Source organism: Enterococcus sp. LJL128 (assembly GCF_056924295.1).
Genome location: NZ_JBXPBP010000012.1, coordinates 1 through 18,152, shown reverse-complemented (window position 1 = coordinate 18,152; position 18,152 = coordinate 1). Strand labels below are relative to the sequence as shown.

At 37.5% G+C, this 18,152-nt stretch carries 19 protein-coding genes; 4 read left to right on the top strand and 15 right to left on the bottom strand.

The features are described from left to right. Window positions 1–53 precede the first annotated feature (53 nt). Together AC1Z3K_RS13435 and AC1Z3K_RS13430 are read right to left on the bottom strand one after the other, a co-directional pair. Window positions 54–836 (bottom strand): DUF4097 family beta strand repeat-containing protein, encoded by a 783-nt coding sequence (locus AC1Z3K_RS13435; protein ID WP_461732990.1) that lies wholly within the window; start codon window positions 834–836, stop codon window positions 54–56. 89 nt (window positions 837–925) lie between these two features. After that, window positions 926–1,804, bottom strand: a complete 879-nt coding sequence (locus AC1Z3K_RS13430; protein ID WP_461732989.1) for an aminoglycoside phosphotransferase family protein — start codon at window positions 1,802–1,804, stop codon at window positions 926–928. 510 nt (window positions 1,805–2,314) lie between these two features. Between AC1Z3K_RS13430 and AC1Z3K_RS13425 the strand changes: the two genes are divergently transcribed. Then, entirely contained in the window at window positions 2,315–3,643 is a 1,329-nt protein-coding gene (locus tag AC1Z3K_RS13425) for an MFS transporter (RefSeq protein WP_461732988.1), read from the top strand. Window positions 3,644–3,720: 77 nt separating this feature from the next. On the opposite strand, the gene AC1Z3K_RS13420 is transcribed toward AC1Z3K_RS13425, so the two are convergent. Further along, window positions 3,721–4,356 carry an HD domain-containing protein gene (locus AC1Z3K_RS13420; protein WP_461733021.1) on the bottom strand — a complete coding sequence of 212 codons (636 nt, stop codon included), beginning with the start codon at window positions 4,354–4,356 and terminating at the stop codon, window positions 3,721–3,723. A 215-nt stretch (window positions 4,357–4,571) separates the two neighbouring features. Between AC1Z3K_RS13420 and AC1Z3K_RS13415 the strand changes: the two genes are divergently transcribed. Together AC1Z3K_RS13415 and AC1Z3K_RS13410 are read left to right on the top strand one after the other, a co-directional pair. Further along, a complete protein-coding gene (locus AC1Z3K_RS13415; protein WP_426084133.1) occupies window positions 4,572–5,120 on the top strand; it encodes a LysM peptidoglycan-binding domain-containing protein in 549 nt (182 codons plus the stop codon). 74 nt (window positions 5,121–5,194) lie between these two features. Beyond that, window positions 5,195–5,386, top strand: a complete 192-nt coding sequence (locus AC1Z3K_RS13410) for a DUF5713 family protein (protein ID WP_461732987.1) — start codon at window positions 5,195–5,197, stop codon at window positions 5,384–5,386. 99 nt (window positions 5,387–5,485) lie between these two features. On the opposite strand, the gene AC1Z3K_RS13405 is transcribed toward AC1Z3K_RS13410, so the two are convergent. The 10 genes from AC1Z3K_RS13405 to cysK form a co-directional block, all read right to left on the bottom strand. After that, on the bottom strand, window positions 5,486–5,986 hold the full coding sequence (locus AC1Z3K_RS13405; protein ID WP_461732986.1) for a GNAT family N-acetyltransferase: 501 nt from the start codon (window positions 5,984–5,986) through the stop codon (window positions 5,486–5,488). 43 nt (window positions 5,987–6,029) lie between these two features. After that, window positions 6,030–6,917 (bottom strand): SPL family radical SAM protein, encoded by an 888-nt coding sequence (locus AC1Z3K_RS13400; RefSeq protein ID WP_461732984.1) that lies wholly within the window; start codon window positions 6,915–6,917, stop codon window positions 6,030–6,032. 66 nt (window positions 6,918–6,983) lie between these two features. Further along, window positions 6,984–7,481 carry a cysteine hydrolase family protein gene (locus AC1Z3K_RS13395; protein ID WP_461732983.1) on the bottom strand — a complete coding sequence of 166 codons (498 nt, stop codon included), beginning with the start codon at window positions 7,479–7,481 and terminating at the stop codon, window positions 6,984–6,986. Between the two features lie 283 nt (window positions 7,482–7,764). Continuing rightward, window positions 7,765–8,631, bottom strand: coding sequence for a YitT family protein (locus AC1Z3K_RS13390; protein WP_426084138.1), 867 nt, complete (start codon window positions 8,629–8,631; stop codon window positions 7,765–7,767). Window positions 8,632–8,833: 202 nt separating this feature from the next. Then, a complete protein-coding gene (locus tag AC1Z3K_RS13385; RefSeq protein WP_461732982.1) occupies window positions 8,834–9,898 on the bottom strand; it encodes a helix-turn-helix domain-containing protein in 1,065 nt (354 codons plus the stop codon). Between the two features lie 230 nt (window positions 9,899–10,128). Then, window positions 10,129–10,764 carry a YczE/YyaS/YitT family protein gene (locus tag AC1Z3K_RS13380; RefSeq protein WP_461733020.1) on the bottom strand — a complete coding sequence of 212 codons (636 nt, stop codon included), beginning with the start codon at window positions 10,762–10,764 and terminating at the stop codon, window positions 10,129–10,131. Window positions 10,765–11,207: 443 nt separating this feature from the next. Further along, window positions 11,208–12,557, bottom strand: coding sequence for an NADH oxidase (locus AC1Z3K_RS13375; protein WP_461732981.1), 1,350 nt, complete (start codon window positions 12,555–12,557; stop codon window positions 11,208–11,210). A 244-nt stretch (window positions 12,558–12,801) separates the two neighbouring features. Further along, window positions 12,802–13,185: a RidA family protein gene (locus AC1Z3K_RS13370; protein ID WP_461732980.1), complete on the bottom strand. Its 384-nt coding sequence runs from the start codon at window positions 13,183–13,185 to the stop codon at window positions 12,802–12,804. Window positions 13,186–13,195: 10 nt separating this feature from the next. Then, on the bottom strand, window positions 13,196–13,636 hold the full coding sequence (gene perR / locus AC1Z3K_RS13365) for a peroxide-responsive transcriptional repressor PerR (RefSeq protein WP_426084142.1): 441 nt from the start codon (window positions 13,634–13,636) through the stop codon (window positions 13,196–13,198). 326 nt (window positions 13,637–13,962) lie between these two features. Continuing rightward, window positions 13,963–14,892: a cysteine synthase A gene (cysK, locus tag AC1Z3K_RS13360; RefSeq protein WP_461732979.1), complete on the bottom strand. Its 930-nt coding sequence runs from the start codon at window positions 14,890–14,892 to the stop codon at window positions 13,963–13,965. Window positions 14,893–15,062: 170 nt separating this feature from the next. Between cysK and AC1Z3K_RS13355 the strand changes: the two genes are divergently transcribed. Next, entirely contained in the window at window positions 15,063–16,061 is a 999-nt protein-coding gene (locus tag AC1Z3K_RS13355; RefSeq protein WP_426084144.1) for a 4-hydroxy-3-methylbut-2-enyl diphosphate reductase, read from the top strand. 97 nt (window positions 16,062–16,158) lie between these two features. Here the strand turns inward: AC1Z3K_RS13355 and AC1Z3K_RS13350 are convergent, their stop codons facing one another. Together AC1Z3K_RS13350 and AC1Z3K_RS13345 are read right to left on the bottom strand one after the other, a co-directional pair. Then, window positions 16,159–17,016: a glucosaminidase domain-containing protein gene (locus AC1Z3K_RS13350; RefSeq protein ID WP_461732978.1), complete on the bottom strand. Its 858-nt coding sequence runs from the start codon at window positions 17,014–17,016 to the stop codon at window positions 16,159–16,161. Window positions 17,017–17,922: 906 nt separating this feature from the next. Next, window positions 17,923–18,152 (bottom strand): hypothetical protein (locus AC1Z3K_RS13345; protein WP_461732977.1); only part of this gene is annotated, 230 nt, incomplete at its 5' end.

Sequence of the window (18,152 nt, the reverse complement as noted above, 5' to 3'; positions counted from 1 at the left end):
CGTCAAGATTTTTTTCAGTTTTATTCTGCCAATTCAAACTGACATGAAATCCTTTAATCATTTCCAGTAAAATCAACAGCTATTTTCCCATTCGTTGTTTTTACTGCTAATTCTTTTTCACCAGAATTTCGATTATTTAGGCTGTTTTTTCCATTTGTAGTGCTTGAAGTAATCTTAAAGTCAGCTTCATTTCCGATGATTGAGCCCTTCACTGCTCCATTCGTTGTTCCCAGCTCCAACTTTCTAGAAACAGAAAAATCATCAAAATTAATTTTTCCATTGGTAGTGGTAAAAACTGCTTCTTTTCCTGTTAAATCATTTAAGTCAATTTTCCCATTTGTTGTCTGTCCATGAATTTTTCCTGACACAGCAATACTATCCAGCTCAATTTTTCCATTTGTTGTTTCAAAATCAGCACTCTTAAGATTTAAATCTTCCGCATCTATTTTGGCATTGGTTGTTTTGACTTTTACTTGATCAATTTGGTCTTTCGGAACCTCGACAACAACGTCCAGCTTATGAAAATTAAAATTAATGTAGGAGAATAAATTAAGTCCTCTTGATTTTTCTTTTTTCTCCATCACTAATTTGTTGCCTTTTTGCTCAATATCGTAAGTAGAATAATTGTTTTCATAGTAATTGATGGTTAAAGGTTGATTTTCTTCAACACCGACAACACTTACTGTCATGTTTTTATCAGTCAACTCGATTGTTCGAATTGAATCATTCCCTGTGTACTCTTTTTCATGGTAAGAGGTTTGGCCCCCTAATGCTTGACATCCGCTTAATAAAAAGCAGCTCGAAATCCCCAAAATCGTTAAACTTAACTTTTTCATATGATTGCTCTCCTTCGTGTACTCTTTTTCATAAGTTTATTATAACGAACTAACGAAGAGAATTCATAAGTCCAGCGATGTATCTTTCGTCATACAAATGACTGATATTCTGTCATTATTTCCGAAATTGTGTGTACAGCCTGTTGATGAAGCAGCTGCTGCTGATTGTGATAGGTGATGATAGCTTTCCACAAGGCCCAGCCCATCGCGCGTAAGCGAGTCCCCTCATCACAGGACAATGTTTTCAGGAAAAGTTCTCTTGAAGGCTGGTCAAAGAAGCTCCAAGACATTGCATAGTCACAGGCAGGATCTCCTGTACCCAGAATACCAAAATCAATAACAGCCGTTAAATGTCCGGTATTCACAAGTAAATTTCCTGGGGCAATGTCTCCATGGACCCACACCGGCGAATGCTGCCATTGTGTACGTAATGCTGCTTCCCATAAAGCTGTCAGCTTATCTGGATCATACACCTCAGATAAGTACTGAATCCCTTCTATTACTTCGTTGTTGTAAATCTGCAATTCTCCTCCCCGGTAAAAATTATGCTGGCTCGCTGCTGGTCCAGAAGAAGCGTCAATTTCTTTCAGTTCATTTAAAAAGTTCCCCAGCTCCAGTGCTAAAACCTCTGAATCTACGTTTTCTTTAGTCAATATATCGCCTTCCAACCATTGATTCACTGACCAAGGATAGGGAAAGAGTGAATCCGGCTGACCCAAAGCTACTTGAGAGGTAATTGATAAAGCCAATTCTTTGCCTAGATACGGCAGCCAAGCTGCTTCTTTCTCTATTTGTGGTGCGTAGGCCTTTCCACTGGGCAAGCGAACCGTTAACTCATCGCCTAGGTGAAAGGTTCGATTATCGTGGCCGCTAAAACGGACAGGTTTGACTGCAAGATTTTTCCACTTGGGAAATTGTTTTTCAATAAGTTTTTTTACTAAAGAAACATCTATATTTAATTGTTCCATGTTATCCTCCATCTAACTAGTACCAAGTATAGACAGTGTAACATATCTAGATTGGTCAATACCAAATCATAAAATCAGTACCTGTACTTCATTATTTTAACTCCCAAAAATCGCATCACTATTCGCCAGCTTTTTTTATTAAAAAGGAATTCCAGCAGCAAGCTGCAAGTCCTTTCCTGCTTAAATCCAACGGTCGTTTTTATTTTGCTGAGTAGATGATGTTATTTCACTTTATTTTAGATATAATAAAAGAAATCATCTCAATAGGAGGAAATCGATATGGTAATCTGTATTGCGAAGCTCCATGCAAAGTCTTTGGAACACACTGCATGGAGTAAATAAAATCTGTATAAATCTTGTAGAAGATTCTATATTCGGGAGACAGTCCTATCCTGTAGGATAGACAGAAAAAGTTGAAAGACTGTCGCTTCATTCTTTTACAAAATTTATCTAGTTGTTCCAACTGACTTTGCATTCCTTTGAAAATTACAATTATTAAGGAGCAAAGTCATGTTAAATCAACAAGTACAAGAATTAAAACAACTAAAAGCTTTTATCATTTTATGGGTCACACAAGCGTTATCTTCTTTAGGGAGTTCAATGACGAGCTTTGCATTGATTATATGGATTTATCAGCAGCAAGGTTCCGCATTGACAATGGGACTGCTCACGGTTTGTTCTTATGCGCCCTATGTTCTATTAAGCATGTTTGCTGGTGCGTTAAGTGATAAATGGGATAAAAAAAAGACTATCCTGTTTTGTGATAGTATAGCCGTTGTTGGGACGCTGACTGCTTCCTGGCTGCTAAAAACAAATCAGCTGGAAATCTGGCATCTGTATTTGATCAATATTATTAATGGTCTGATGGGTGCCTTTCAGTCACCTGCTTCAGATGTGGCGATTACATTGCTAACACCCCAAAAGTATTATCAGAAAACCAGCGGTCTGCGATCATTTTCCAACTCTTTAGTCACTATTTTGACTCCGGTTTTTGCCACAATGCTGCTTTCATTTTTTAACATTGAATTTGTTCTGATTTTCGATGGAATAACCTTTTCGGCAGCGTTTATCAGCTTATTATTTTTTATCCATTTACCTCTTCCAGATGCACTCAAAAAAGATGAAGAACAGGCCTCTGTTTTCCAACTGCTTAAAGAAGGTATTTCCTTTTTAAAAGAGCATTTAGGAATTCTCCAGCTAATCTTATTCTTATCTGGAATCAACCTGATTGCCTCGATGTCGGACACAGCTCTGCCTGCATTAGTTCTAACCAAATACAAGGAGCAGGAAACGGTTCTAGGCATGTTTAATGCTTTTACAGGCATTGCAAGTCTTCTTGGCAGTATTATTGTGTCTTTTCAGCCTGCCCCGAAAAAGAGAATTCGAATAATCTGCATCGCTCTTTTTATTTCGATGAGTACAGAAAATTTTATTCTTGCCTTGACTGAATCAATTCCCTTCTGGTACGTAGGAGCTGTACTCGGTTGGCTTCCAATCCCTTTTATGAGCGCCAATATGGACGTGCTGCTGAGGGAAAGAATCCCTATTGAAATGCAGGGACGTGTTTTTTCTGTCCGCAACTCACTACAGTTTTTTACTATTCCTTTAGGCCACTTGCTGGCTGGAATACTAATTGATGATGTATTTGAACCGCTCATGCGCACCAATTCGCAGCGCTTTCCAATCTTTGGAACAGGTGCCGGAGCAGGCTCAGCCTTTTTGTTATTTTTGCTAGGAATTGCCGGAATGTTGATTTGTTTTTATTTTAGTTCATTGAAGTCTATGAGAGCGCTGGATCAGCCCCTGCTTTCAGAAACCTCTTTGGCTGATCCTTCATAAATAGTTACTAGATAGGACTGGGCATGCGTCAAGTTGACGATGCTCCAGTCCATTTTAAAAGTACGTATCTTTCTTTTTTACACCCATTCATCATAAAATTCCTCTAAAAAAGACAGTAGAAAATCATGGCGTTTTTGTCCAAGCTTCTTACCATGAGCCGTATGCAGCCCTTCATTTATTTTCAATAATTTTTCGTAAAAATGGTTAATGACTGTACTTCCTTTGCGGTATTCTTCTTTAGAAATGAAAGACTGAACTGGAAGTTCAGGATCATGTATCTTGTGTCCTACTGTAGCACCATAGTAGGCCGTTCGCAAAATACCTATAGCTCCTAAGGCATCCAGTCGGTCGGCATCCTGAACAATCTTCGCCTCTAAGGATAGATTCGGATTCTTTCCGTTCAATTTTTCTTTGCTGTAAGATACATTTGCGAGTACATGGAAAATGTGTTGACGTTCTTCTTCAGAAACACAGATATCTTTAAGAAAAAAAGCCAGCTTCTCGTAGGCTTCTTGCTCATCATGAACCAGCTTGTCATCAACTACATCATGAAGATAGGCTCCTGCGATAACAATAAAACCGTTACAGTCTTCCCTCTCTGCAATTTGACCTGCAAGATGTACCACTCGTTGGATATGATCCATTCCATGCCCTGTTTGATCCTCAGCCAAAACGGCAGCTGTATACCTTTCGATTCTCTGGAGCTGTTCTATTTGTCTAGCGAGCAGCATTCCTTTTCCTCCTCGTCTTTTGTTATTTATAAGTAAGCAAAAGAATTTTATCACTTGATTCATTATGATAACATACTAATCTATTTATCTCCTCTGCTTTCATTGAAGTCACATTTTTTTCTAAAAAAACGCAAGTTATTTTTTTGTGAATGTGCTATACTATTTAGAAGAATCATTTGGAAAAAGGGGAGTTATTTATGGAAGAAAATCATACAAGCAGATCATCAAGAAGGAACAGCGAATCACCTGTGCTGCTTATCTTCTTGCTTATTTTAGTATTTATTAATTCTTTAGGACTTGGTTATCTTGTTTACCGCACGTATCAATCCGATACAGGTACATCAAACGTAGGAGAGAAAATTACGAAGCTTGAAGACCAGGTAAATAAGCTTAACTCCAGTTTATCTACCGGCTCAATTAAAACAGCTTCTGGAACTGAAACAACTACCAGCACTCCGCCGGCTGCCTCCGAAGCGCTGCCGCAAACAGGTGGAGCAACAACTGAATCCTCTGTTGCTGCCCCTGAACCAACAGAGGCACCTGCAGTTGAACCAGCAGCCGAACAGCCGGCAGCAGAGCCAGCTGTGGAAGAGGTTCAGCCTCAGCCAACAACTTATGTCGTTCAGGCTGGTGACGCTCTTTCATTGATTGCTGAGCAGCATGGTCTATCACTGGAAGAACTTATGATAAAGAATAATCTTTCAGATACAAATGTCCTTATTGGAACGGAATTACTTGTACGATGAGAATGTTAAAGCATCAAGTATCACTTTTTTTAATAAATATCCTATTTTCGGATTATGTATAGAAGAGTGATTAAATGAGCAATTATGACTATTTTACAGATATGTATCAAGATAGCTACTTTCCTGATTTTCTAGTTGATAAGATTAAAGAAATTTTAAAAGGCGTAGTGGCTAGTTTAGAAAACGACGAAACGGATATTACTGCTATCCAAGCTTCTCTTTATTCTGTTAAGCATTCGTTCCTACTCTATAATTTATCTCAGTAACAATAAGGAATATCTTAAAATGACAGAAAGCACGAATCAGCGATTAGCGAAAGAAACGCTTGGGCCATTAGCTATGACTCAAACGCTATCGCTTCTAATTCAATCAAAGATTTTAGACATATAATATTCATCTAAGAAGCGGCCATCTTGATAGATGGCTTTTCTTTTTGTGCCTTCAATTTCAAACCCGCTTTTTTTATATAAAGCCACCGCTCCTTCATTCACTGTTACTACTGTTAATTCCAAACGAGTAATCCCCATTTTTTCGGCCCAGCGGTCTAATTCCTCAAACAGCATAGTACCAAGACCTTTCCCTTGAATCGAAGGTAGTAAACCGATAACAATATAAGCCGAATGCTGAATTTTATTAAAAGCAGCTCTTTCTGCTTGAAGATATCCACCAATAGCCCCTGTGTCATCTATTGCAACAAAAAGAAAATCCTTAGCTGTTAATATCTGATCGATTCTTCTGACAGTATCTTCAACCGTTGCTATTCTTTCACCTGGCTCAAGCAGCATATATGAACTGCTCTTATCCAGCCCATGCTGCATATTTAAGAACTCCAAGGCATCATTTTGAGTAATTGGTCTAATATTCATATGTTCCTCCTTTTTACCGCAGAAAAACCAACTGATGATTTAACTAAAATAAACGTTCTTGTTCTATCTGATATGGTTTTTGGTAATTCGTGATAATCTCGCTCATTTCATAGACTATGCCCAATTTAGTACACAAATTTTTAAAATTGTAGCTTAACTGCTCATAGTTTTCAGCAGGAAAAAAATAAGTATTTTTATAGTTCTTTTCGTATTGATCGGCAATCGGTTTTGATATTTTTTGCAGGGCATTAAAGTAATGCTCCTTTTGCCGATCTCTTAAGGTCATGCCGAACATGGGATAAATATAGTCAGCTTGTACTTCGTGTGCTTTCATAATTAAATCAGCCATCAGCTTCCAGCTGTCAGTTATATATGGAAGTACCGGCATCAAAAGAATACCACAGTACAGTCCATTGTCTTTACATGCTTCGATTGCTTGGAAACGTTCGCTTGGCAAGGAAACATGTCGTTCAATTTTAGCTGCTACACGATCAATAGAAGTACTAAAGGAAAAGCCAAGATTTACTGGAGAATGTACTTGTATTTGTTTGTACTCTGCAATATCCCGTGTGAGTAACGCACTTTTCGTTGCCAGAGATATACCGAAGCCATGCTGGTCAAGAAGAGTTAAAACTTTCTTGGTCAAGCCTATTTTTTTATCTAAATGATTATAGGCATCAGATGCTGCACCGAATCCGACGATTCCTTTTTTACGCTTGGACTGAAGCTCTTGATTCAAAAGAACCAATCCGTTTTCCTTATAAACCACACTATCAAAATTTTCGATTTGATAGCATTCACTTCGTGAATCACAATAAATACAGCCATGATCACAGCCACGGTACATGTTCATTGTGTATTCTGTACCAAACCAGTCTGTTGTTTTTGTTTTAATCAGCATTTGTCGAGCTTCAACTGTTTTTGAGTTCATCTCTTTCTCCTCTCCCACCTATATTATCTCTATTATACAGTCTGACCTAAGGAGAGAGTCCAGCTGCTAGTCAAAAAATAGTAGAAAACGCTGATTCCAGATAGTTTCATGATGCTGAATAATCTCTTCTGCAGTCCAGTTATCATTATCAAGAGTCGTAGCTGTTCCTTTCTGCATAAAAATTTTATAGCCTAATCCGTGTGCAAAGCGAATCGTTGTATCTACACAAAACTCTGTCTGAGCACCACAGATTTCCAGTGTATCAACGGATAAACCCTCTAAAAGTTTAGACAACTCTGTGTGAAAAAAAGAATTAGCATGTTTTTTTGAGACATAATAGTCTTCTTTTTTTGCCTCAAGCTCTGGGAAAAGCTGCCAGCTGTCCGTACCATGAAGCAGCTCTTCATCCTCATGTTGGATAAAAATGATTGGCAGATCCCTCTCTCTGTAGCTCTTTATCCGCAGATTCACTTTTTTAAGAACCTGCTGCAGCTGAAAAAGTTTTTTAGTTTTTGTTTCTAGGCCAACCTGCAAATCAATAATAACTAGTGCTTTTTCTGTCATAAAACAACCTGCTTTCTATTCTAAACATGATTTCAACTAAAGATTCCCTTGCCATTCGATTCCCTGTGTTGTGTAGCAAGCACACCTCTATCACAAACATTCAACTAGTTATAAGGAAAGAAATATTTCATAATACCCTTTTAGTTTACATAATATAATTATCGTTAATTAAATACTCCATATTATTTTTTATCAATTATACACATAAATCTTTTGCTGCGCACTAAAAAAAGTGCGGGATTTTCTTCATCCACGCACTTATGCTTTTTAACTAAGTTCCCTTTTACTCCATATATTCCAGTATTCGCTGCAGACTGAAACCTCTCCCAAACACTTCGCTGGCATTCATGGAAATAATAAAGGCATTTTCGTCAATCTGCAAGAGAGATTCTTTCAGTTTAGGGAAATCTTTTTCTTTTATTACCGTCATTAAAAGCATTCCCTGTTTCTCATGATACCCGCCTTCAATCGGAATCATCGTTACACCCTTATCTAAAATCTTTAAGAGCTCTTGCTTCATTTCTGCATATTTTGGTGAAACAACAAAAACATTCTTTGATCGAACCACACCAACCTGAATAATATCAATGACTCGTCCAATTAAAAATAAACTCATTAATGAGTATAGAATTCGATCCACATCAAAAGCCAACAATCCTGAAAAAATAATAAAACCGTCGACAATCGAAACTGAAAGTCCTAAAGGTACTTTAAAATATTTATGAATAATTTGAGCTGGAATAGCCGTTCCGCCTGTAGAAGCATTTCCCCTAAAAACTAATCCCAGGCCAATTCCTGTTGCAATACCGCCATAGACAGCAGCAAGTAGTAAATTGTCAGTTAGAGTAGGTATATTAGAAGTAATCGCCACAAAAAATGGAAAAATCAGGCTGCCGTATATTGTTTTTAAACCATTTTCTTTTCCTAAAAAAATAAAGCATAAAATTAATAAAGGAATATTGATTGCATATAAAACCAGTGCAGGGTCTAAGTTGAATAAATGATTCAGCACAATACTCAGACCAGTTACACCGCCGGAGACAATCGACATCGGCAGCATAATGCTATTAATCGCTGCAGCCAATAAAAAAGACCCCACGGTCACATATAACGTATCCTTAATTGAATTTTTTAAAATAATACTTTTCATCTATAAACCCCTTTCTGAAATGTCCTTCGCTATACTACCATGTATTTAACATTTTTGTGCTGAAAATGAGAAAATTTTTAATCAAAATTATGGCTTTTTCAAAGGGACAGAACAAAAAAACATCAAATGATAATGGAAAAAGCTATAGTCAGCTTTATTCCAGTCATTCGATGTTTTTTTAGAATGAAAATTCACATTCATTTTATTCTTGATTTACGTACTCATTTACCAGCTTTTCAGCAGCTTTATAATTTGGATCCTCAGAAAGCTTTGAAAAAGTATTCAGTTGTTCCTGCAAAAAGAGCTTTCTACTCTGCTGCACTTCGTGAATATTTGCTGAAAGCTCAATTTCTGAAAAGAGATAATGATTATGCCAGTCGGTCGGCTGCAGGATAGTTGCCTGAACAGCTTGGAGCAGCAACTTTCCTGCTTCTGCGCTGTTTCCCTTATCTACCTGTTCTTGAACACTTCTATACTTGGCTAAAGATGGTGCAATCGGCTGAAAAAGCTGCTCCAGCTGCCTGGACAAATCAAGATAGGTTTTGGCTAATTTTTCGTTGCCTAATCGTTCGTTCAGCCTAATTAGGATAGCTGCTAAAGAAATCACTTCATTTACTCGTTCAAATAATCTTCGAACCGTCAATGCTTCAGCTTGTGGATACTTTTTCTTATGCTCTAAAACGTGAAGTTTCATATAGAAAGTGTCATAAGACATTTGAGGAATTTCTTGAAGTTTTTCTTCCAGCTCATCATAGCGATCCAAGGCCATAAGGATAGTTGCTCCAACATAAAGCGCACTTAAGCGTAGCTGTTCATTTTCAGAAGTGAATAGTGGACGAAAGCGTTCATATGCTTGCTGTAGACGTTTGCCAACCTCTTCTTCACTTTCAAAGGGCGTTAAAAAGCTGTATGTCCAGATTAGTTTTGCTAATTGAAAGTTTAGAGCTTCTGAGTGTGGAAACTCACGACAATAATACTGAATTCGTTCAAGTCCCGCTTGAAATGTCTGTTTTTGAAAGAGTAATGTAACTTCGTCTATGATTTTTTTGATTTCAGCTTTTGACAAGCTTAACTGGTAGTCAAATAACTCATCCAGACTAACATGAAGTTGTCTGGCAAGCGGTACTAACAATTCAGTATCTGGAAGACTGCTGTTCGTTTCCCATTTACTCACAGCTCCTGCGGAAACACCCAACGCTGCGGCCAGCTTCTCCTGTGTTAACTCCTGTTTTCTCCTATATTTACGAATCATTTCACCTATGTTCATCATAATCCCTCCTTCATCTAAACCTTATCATAGGATTATTTTTGAAACAATGGAGAGTAAAGACAAATACCGGAGAAAAACTTAACTGTCAGTTAAGTTTTTCTCCGGCTTCCGTCGTTTATTCCATTGATGAATCTATTATGAAAAATAATCATTCTGACATTAGTTTGGACTGTAGAGAAACACATGAGTATTCCATTATTTTTTAGAAGCTATCGATTAAGCTGCCCTTAGTTTGTTTGTTTTTTCACCTGAGCTTCAATGAGGGGTTCACTTACCTTTTTATTCCAGAATTCAATCAAAGGACCAGTAAAAAATGCATTGATGACTGTTCCTACACCAACGGGTCCCCCAAAAATAAACGCAAGAATCACAAAGAAAACATCTTGACTCACTCGAATTAATCGATAGCTTACATTTGTCCTGTCAACAATAATCGGAGCGATTGCATCATAAGGAGCATTTCCCAGCTTCGCAGACATGTAGAAGGATGCGCCAAATGTAAAAATGACCACACCAATTATTAAAAGGGCTGCCTGAGTAATCAAATTTAGCTCAATCGAAAATAGATTTGTATACATCCATGTAAAGAAATCAATAAAAAAACCTGTTAATACCATATTAATCACTGTACCAATACCAATGTACTTTCTGCCGAAAATAAAGACTAAAATTAGTATAACTATATTAATGATTAACTGATAAACACCTAACGAAAGACCTAGTGTCTCGCCAATCCCTATATTGGCAGCTGTGTAAGGGTCTAAACCTACTTGTCCTATTCTCAGTGTTGCAGCACCAAAAGCAAGTATAGCTACGCCCAACAGAGCAAATAGTGAACGGATAATTGTTTCCTTTATATTCATTTTCATCTTTTCACCTCAAATTTTCTATACTAAGCATCTCAAAATTTTCTGCAAAAGGCAAAACATATACCCTAAATAAAAACAAATACGGGACTAAAAAAAACAGTTCCATACCTGTTTTCTTATTATTAAAATGATATTTTTTTGTTGGCAGAATTACATTAAGAAAAATCTGCCAACACTTTTTAAGTACTCAAACACAACAAGGGAATAGCTGAGGGATAAACCGCTTTGAAGTGATTTAGAAGGTGTATGATTTAAACTGCATTGCATCGAGTAATCGAATTGGCGGTTTTTACCAAATCGTTTCCGCTAGGCTGTTCAGGTCGTTACGTCAAGTTCTCTGATCCATATAAAAGGACTTGAAACAAACCAGAAATTTTCTGGTTGATATTCCAAGTCCACAATTTTATTCAGTTTCCGGCATTTAATTCAAAAAATGTTTACTTCCCATTGATATCTGCCAAGGCAGCTTGAGCCAGCAGATTCAGGTAGTTCCAAGGTCTATCAAAATGAGGCTGGAAGAAGAAATCTGAAAGAGCCAAGTCTTCAACAGTCATTTTATTTTGAACAGCTAGAGATAAGGTGTTTGCAGACTGTGTAATGTCATATTTGGACATTAATTGTCCTCCGACGATCCGGTTTGTATCCTTCTCATAGACCAGTTCCATCATAACATTTTCTGTGGTCGGCATGAATTCAGGACGATAATTATCCTCCATATAAGTTGCTTCAACTTCCAGTCCGTTCAATGCAGCACTTTCCATTGTTACACCTGTTGAACCAATTTTCCAGCCGAACAAATACAAACCAGAAGTACCTTGGGTTCCACGATAAGCTAGTCTGTTTTCAGTCAAATTATAGCCAACCAGCATCCCTTGGCGAACAGCATTCGTCGCTAAAGGAATGTAGTTTTTTGTACCACTAGGATTATAGTGTACTACTGCACTATCTCCTGCGGCAAAAATATCAGGATTGCTTGTGTGCATATATTCATCAACAACTAGTGCACCGTTTGGCAGCATCTCTACTTTACCATCTAGTAAAGAGGTATTAGGTTTGAAGCCAACACACATAATCACCATATCCGCATCAAATTCTTGACTTGGTGTGATGACTTTCTCTACTTTACCATCAGCACCTGCCTTAAATTCCTGAACATTTTCTCCTAAAGCCAACTGAACACCACGGTCAACTAACTCTTTCTCTAAAACATCAGTGAAACGCTTGTCCAAGTATTTATTCAAAATACGGTCTAAACCATCAATCAATGTTACCTGCTTGCCGGACTCGACAAAGGCTTCTACCAATTCGATTCCGATATAGCCGCCGCCGACAACTACGACTTTCTGCGCATCTTTTGCTTTCTCTATAATCACATTTGCCTGATTATAGTTTTTACATAATAGAATATTCTCAGAGTCAATTCCTGGAATTGGCGGTATAATCGGCCAAGAACCTGTTGTCATAACTAATTTATCATAAGAAATTGTTTCCACGCTGCCGGTTTTTAAATCCTTAGCAACGACTTCTTTTTTATCAACATCAATTGATTCCACTTCATGCTCCATGTTCACTTTAGCACCAAGTGAAGCCAGTTCCTCTGGATTGGAATAAAATAGTCCTGAAGCATCCTTCACAACGCCTCCAACATACAAAGCAATCCCGCATGATAAAAACGATACATTATCATTGCGTTCATAAACAGTTACTTCAGCCTCCGGATGATTTGCCAGAATGTTTTTTACTGCTGCGGTACCTGCGTGAGTACAGCCGACAACTACAACTTTCATTAAAAATTCCCCTTCTCTCAACAGTTTAGTTTTCTTGCAACCTATTAAAGGTTTACATTAAAACTATAGCAAACTGATAATTATTATTCGATATATGTGCTTGTGAATTCAAAATTATTTTTTCACAAACTAACAAAAAATTGTTCGTATTTTCATGTGATAAAGATTCACGATTTTTATAATGATGATTAAATCAACAAAAAAAGCTTAGAGAATCATTTCTCTAAGCTTGTGAAAGTCACGCCTAATCAGCAACTGCAGCGATAACTTCAATCTCAATTAGCACATCTTTTGGCAATCTAGCTACTTCAACAGCTGAACGCGCAGGTAATTTCGTTGAGAATGCCGCCGCATACACTTCATTGAATGCAGCAAAGTCATTCATATCTTTTAGAAAACAAGTCGTTTTCACGACCTGGTCAAAAGAACTGCCTGCTTCATCAAGAATTGCCTGAATATTTTTTATTACCTGTTTTGTCTGCGCTTCAATCGTATCCCCTACGATTTCCCCTGTTGCAGGATCCAGCGGTACTTGACCAGAAGCGAACAGCAAGCCGTTAACAATATTTCCCTGAACATAGGGTCCGATAGCCTTCGGTGCATTTTCGGTATGTATTTTTCTAATCATCGCTTCTTTCTTACTCCTCTTCCTTTAGTTTTTGACAGTCTGGGCAGAGGCCATAGAGCTCTAAGCGGTGCTCGTTGATCTCAAAACCTGTTAAACGGCTTGCGGCCATCTCAACATCTTCTAGTCCGGGATAATGAAAATCTACGATTTTACCACAGTTTTGACAGATTGCATGATAATGTTTTTTTGAACCAAAGTCAAAACGGCTGGAAGCATCTCCGTAGCTCATCTCCTGTACAAAACCAATTTCTGTAAAGAGTCTCAAATTATTATATACAGTAGCAACACTCATGTTGGGAAAACGACTTTCTAATGATCGGTAGATTTCGTCAGCAGTTGGATGCGTGTGATTTTCAATAAGATATTCCAAAATAGCATAGCGCTGTGGAGTGATACGAATATTGGCTTCTTTGAGTTCAGCCATTGCATTTTTAACTAAAATATTATCCATTGATAAACCCCTCCTTTTATTAAATAATACTATTTATAATCTAGCTTGACAAGAAATTATGCCGAAAATAGCGGAAAACCGCTAATAATTCATCGATTTCTTAGTAATCAAAAAATACATGTAATAAATAAAGTACTAAATAGATAAAAAAAACAAAGGTTAACCTTTTAATTTAGAAAGCGATATCAGTAATTTAGAAAAACTTTCTTTTCATTTCACTTCTTTTTACGTAATAACATAGGAATCAGGAAAAACTAAAATAAGCCGACAACGAAATAGCTGTCGGCCATATATTGTTTGTAAATCATTTAAAATAGTTTTTGCTGTTAATTATCTTTAGTATATAAAGCAGTTGAAAGATAGCGCTCGCCGTTATCTGGAATAACTGTCAACACTTTCTTGCCTTTTCCTAGTTTTTTAGCCGTTTCAATTGCTGCTTTAATGGCTGCTCCAGCTGAAATCCCTACAAGCAGCCCTTCTTTTTCAGCTGCTTGTCTAGCAGTTTCCATTGCATCATCACTGCTGATTGCCAAGATATCATCATAAACAGCTACATCAAGAACTTTAGGAATAAAGCCAGCGCCAATCCCTTGAATTTTGTGAGATCCGGGAGCTCCCCCTTCTAAAACGGGTGATTCTGTTGGCTCAACAGCAATCACTTTAATATCTGAATAAATCTGTTTCAGTTCATGACCAACACCAGTAATCGTACCGCCTGTGCCAATTCCTGCCACAAAAGCATCCAGACCTGCATCTGCGAAAGCATCACTAATTTCTTTACCAGTCGTTTTCTCATGAATTGCTGGATTGGCCGGATTCTCAAACTGCAAAGGCATAAAGTAGCCATTTTGTTCAGCAAGCTCTGTTGCTTTTGCAATAGCACCCTTCATCCCTTCTGCTCCAGGTGTTAGAATCAGTTCAGCACCATATGCCTGAATCAGCTGACGGCGTTCCACACTCATTGTATCTGGCATAACAATGATTACCTTATAACCTTTAGCAGCACCAACCATTGCTAATCCAACGCCGGTATTTCCACTTGTAGGCTCAACGATTGTTCCGCCTTCTGATAGCTTCCCATCTTTTTCGGCTTGTTCAATCATGCTCAAAGCAATCCGGTCTTTTACACTGCCGCCGGGATTAAAGAATTCCAGCTTTACATAAACCTCAGCAGCCTCTTCAGGTACAATTCTTTGAAGCTGAACAATTGGTGTTTTACCTATCAATTCAGTAACAGATTTAGCAATTTTTGTCATACGTACTTCCCCCATCTAAAATAGTAGCTTTAATCAATAATAGCCCATTTTTTGAAATCACGCCATTAATTTGCTATAGTTAAGCAGATATACTTGAACTTTATTTATTTTTAATAATTATAGTGTATAGTTGAAAAAACAGCTGAAAAAAATGAACAAGGAGTAAATCTATGGAGATTGTAAATATTAGTCCCCGCGGCTACTGTTATGGTGTTGTGGATGCAATGGTAATTGCCAGAAACGTTTCATTAGATGAAACACTGCCACGCCCCATCTATATATTAGGAATGATTGTCCACAACCAGCATGTTACTGAGGCCTTTGAAAGCGTCGGCATTCAGACCTTGGACGGGCAAAACCGGGAAGAAATATTAGCTCAGGTTGACTCAGGCACGATTATTTTAACTGCACATGGTGTCTCACCAAAGATTAAGGAACTTGCTCAGGCAAAAGGACTTACCGTCATTGATGCGACTTGTCCGGATGTAACCATCACCCATGAACTGATTGAACAAAAAACTTCAGCAGGCTATGATGTGCTCTATATAGGGAAAAAAAATCATCCTGAGCCAGAAGGCGCGGTTGGTGTTGCTCCTGATCAGGTACATCTGATTGCAGCTGCGGAAGACATTACTGCATTAGACTTTCCTAAAGATAAAAAACTATTTTTGACGAATCAGACTACTATGAGTCAATGGGATGTATTGGATTTAATCGAGCTGGTTAAAGAAAAGTTTCCTTGGATAGAAATCCATCAGGATATCTGTAAAGCTACTCAAGTACGCCAAGAAGCTGTTGTTGAACAAGCACAAGGTTGTGATTTAACGATTGTTGTTGGAGACCCCAAAAGCAACAATAGCAACCGGCTAGCTCAAGTTTCTGAACAACAGGCGAATGTCAAAGCATACAGAGTATCTGATGTTACAGAGATTCAGCCTGAATGGCTTAAAAAGGTCAATAAGGTGGCTGTGACAGCTGGCGCTTCTACACCCACACCGATTGTTCGTGAAGTTCTTGATTACCTAACCCATTTTGATTTTGACGACGTTACTACTCATCGAAGAGAGAGTACAGTGACCGAAGCCGCCATCCTCCCTCGTCCGCGAAGGAAAGATATTACTAAAAACAGAGAGCGGCGCTTAGAAGAATTACGAAGCGGCAGCCGCTAAGCAAAAAGACAGAAAGTCCTTTGAACGCTTCATGAAATTTAGCGTTTAGTCTAAGTTTCATGAACAGTTACTTGGCTTTCTGTCTTTTTTTCTTTTGTTAACGAACTTCAAGAACCTGTCCTACAGTAATCATATCACTTGATAAGCCATTTAAAGCCATCAACTGATCCACCGTTAACCCATAGCTCTCTGCAATTCCCCACAGGGTATCGCCGGAATTTACTGTATAATTGGAAATGCCTGATTCTGCGTAAATCACTGCCTGATTTTCAGCAGCAGTTGAATAATAGCTATAACCCGCCGTTCCTGTATCAAACCTTGTTAAAGCATATGCTTCAATCAGCCAATTTAACTTTTGCGCATAATCAGGATCTGTTGCATAAGTACCGGTCAATGCAGCAGTTGCATCCATATAGCTGCTTGTATTACTTTTCCATACACCTGCATAGTGATAATCCCCATAGCCTGAAACAGCCGACAAAATCACATTGGCATGATCCTGAAAGGATTCATAATAAGAAGAATAAACTCTAAAAGGTTCAGCGGCGATTAACCATTCATCATTAAGGTATTCCGAAGTGGTCATATAAACAGTTTGTCCCATGTAGCTTCCCTTCACACCAAAAAGATTGTAATTTGGTGCTGCTGCCAGTTGAGAATTGCCATAGCTGCTTTCGAGCAATGCTTGAGCAATCATTACTGAAGCGTACAAATCATTGGCACTAGCCACAGATGAAGCAGAATAACCGATTGATTCAATGAAGCTTTCTGGAGAAACGGAAGATATTTGTTCATATTCAGTTGCTTCAACTTCTTCAGAACCAGCAAATACTCCGCCAACTAATGGAACAGATAATAAAGCAACTCCCATGCCGGAAGTAAAGCGGTGACGGTTCTTTTTCTTTTGAATCGTTCTTTTCACATGCCTGCTGCTTCGTGTTTCACATTTTTCCATTCACTTTTTTCCTCCTCAAACTGATAACGTAGTATTAGTTTAAAATGATTTGAAAAAAGAAACAACGATATAGAATCAGAAAAGAATAATTTAAAGGAATAGAAATTTTTTTGTAATATTTTTGTTTTCATATAAATAAATTCATTTTTTTATTTGAGTATTATATAGACGATGTTTTTACGAGCTTAAAATAAGCAAATAAAAATAATAACCAATGTTACTATTTCAATAAGATTACAAGTAAAATTGCCTAAGATTTCTTGTTTTAATGGTCGGCAGTATCTTTCGGCAAATAATATGAGGAAACCAGCTAATGTTTCGAAGTAAAAAGGTATGAATAGGCCTATTCTTTTATCCCTTAAAACTAAACTCTGTGTGCATATATCATATTAGCAAAGTATTTCACTTTGAAATTGAACAGTGTGACCACTTTCATATTTTTGAATTAGCACCGAATAAAAAAACACTAGTTATTTTTTTGGAAGAATAGAATAAGTTTTCGGTTTCTCAAGCAAGAAAATCGAGAAAAACTCACCAGTATCAAGGGGTTTAAAGATGAATAAAAGAGATGTTATAGGAATTGCAAATAAAATCAGGCTATTTTAAATACTCGTTCGTTTTATACTTCATACTGAAAATGAGGAGATTAATTAGATTGTTACTCGTCACAATTTCGGATCCTAAAAATTCAAATAAACGGTATTCCAAAAATAAATCTCTCAGAAATAAGTCTAAGAATCTCAAAAAAATGTGATGAAATGCGCTCCTAAGTTAGACTTAAAATCTAACCTAAGGGGGAGTATGAGTTATTATGAAGGAGATTTTTGGGTTTATTGGAGTAAGAAATGTATCATGGAGTGGTTTATGCAAACTTTGAAGGCTTAAAGGAGGCAATTGATTATTGAATTAATTACTATAATTATGATTGAATCGAGACAAAGCTTGGTTGCAGTCCCATCCATTATAGAGAACGACTGAAAACATATAACTACCAACTAGATTTTTTGGCTCTATACTTTTTGATGTTGGTGGAATTCCACCAATATCTTTTTTATTTTCCAAAACAATAGAAAAGACACCTTGAAATCCTTTAGAATTAATTTGGCGAACCAATCCAAAAGGAGGAATCAAGATGT